Below are 251 nucleotides of genomic sequence, written 5' to 3'. Positions count from 1 at the left end.
CCCGCCGCGCTCGTGCCCGTCGTCCGCACGACGGTCGGCCCGGCCGCACCCGACGGCGCGTACGTCTCGCTCCTCCGGAACGTCGGCCTCCTCATCTTCGTCGTGGTTCTCGCCGGCGCGTTCATCATCCGCGATCCCCCGGAGGGGTGGCTCGACGCCCGCGACGGCGAGGCGTCGCTCCGAGAGGAAAGCCGGTAGTACACGTGGCGAGAGATGCTCCGCACGTGGCAGTTCTGGCTCATGTACGCGAT

The 251-nt window shown here is 70.5% G+C and carries 1 pseudogene; it reads left to right on the top strand.

What is annotated here, in order from left to right:
* Positions 1-195: pseudogene (locus tag HKX41_12515) on the top strand (MFS transporter).
* Positions 196-251 lie beyond the last annotated feature (56 nt).

The sequence above is a fragment of the Salifodinibacter halophilus genome, assembly GCA_012999515.1.
Lineage (GTDB): Bacteria > Pseudomonadota > Gammaproteobacteria > Nevskiales > Salinisphaeraceae > Salifodinibacter > Salifodinibacter halophilus.
Note: the sequence above shows the minus strand (reverse complement) of the source record. Positions and strands in the feature narration are given on the sequence as shown.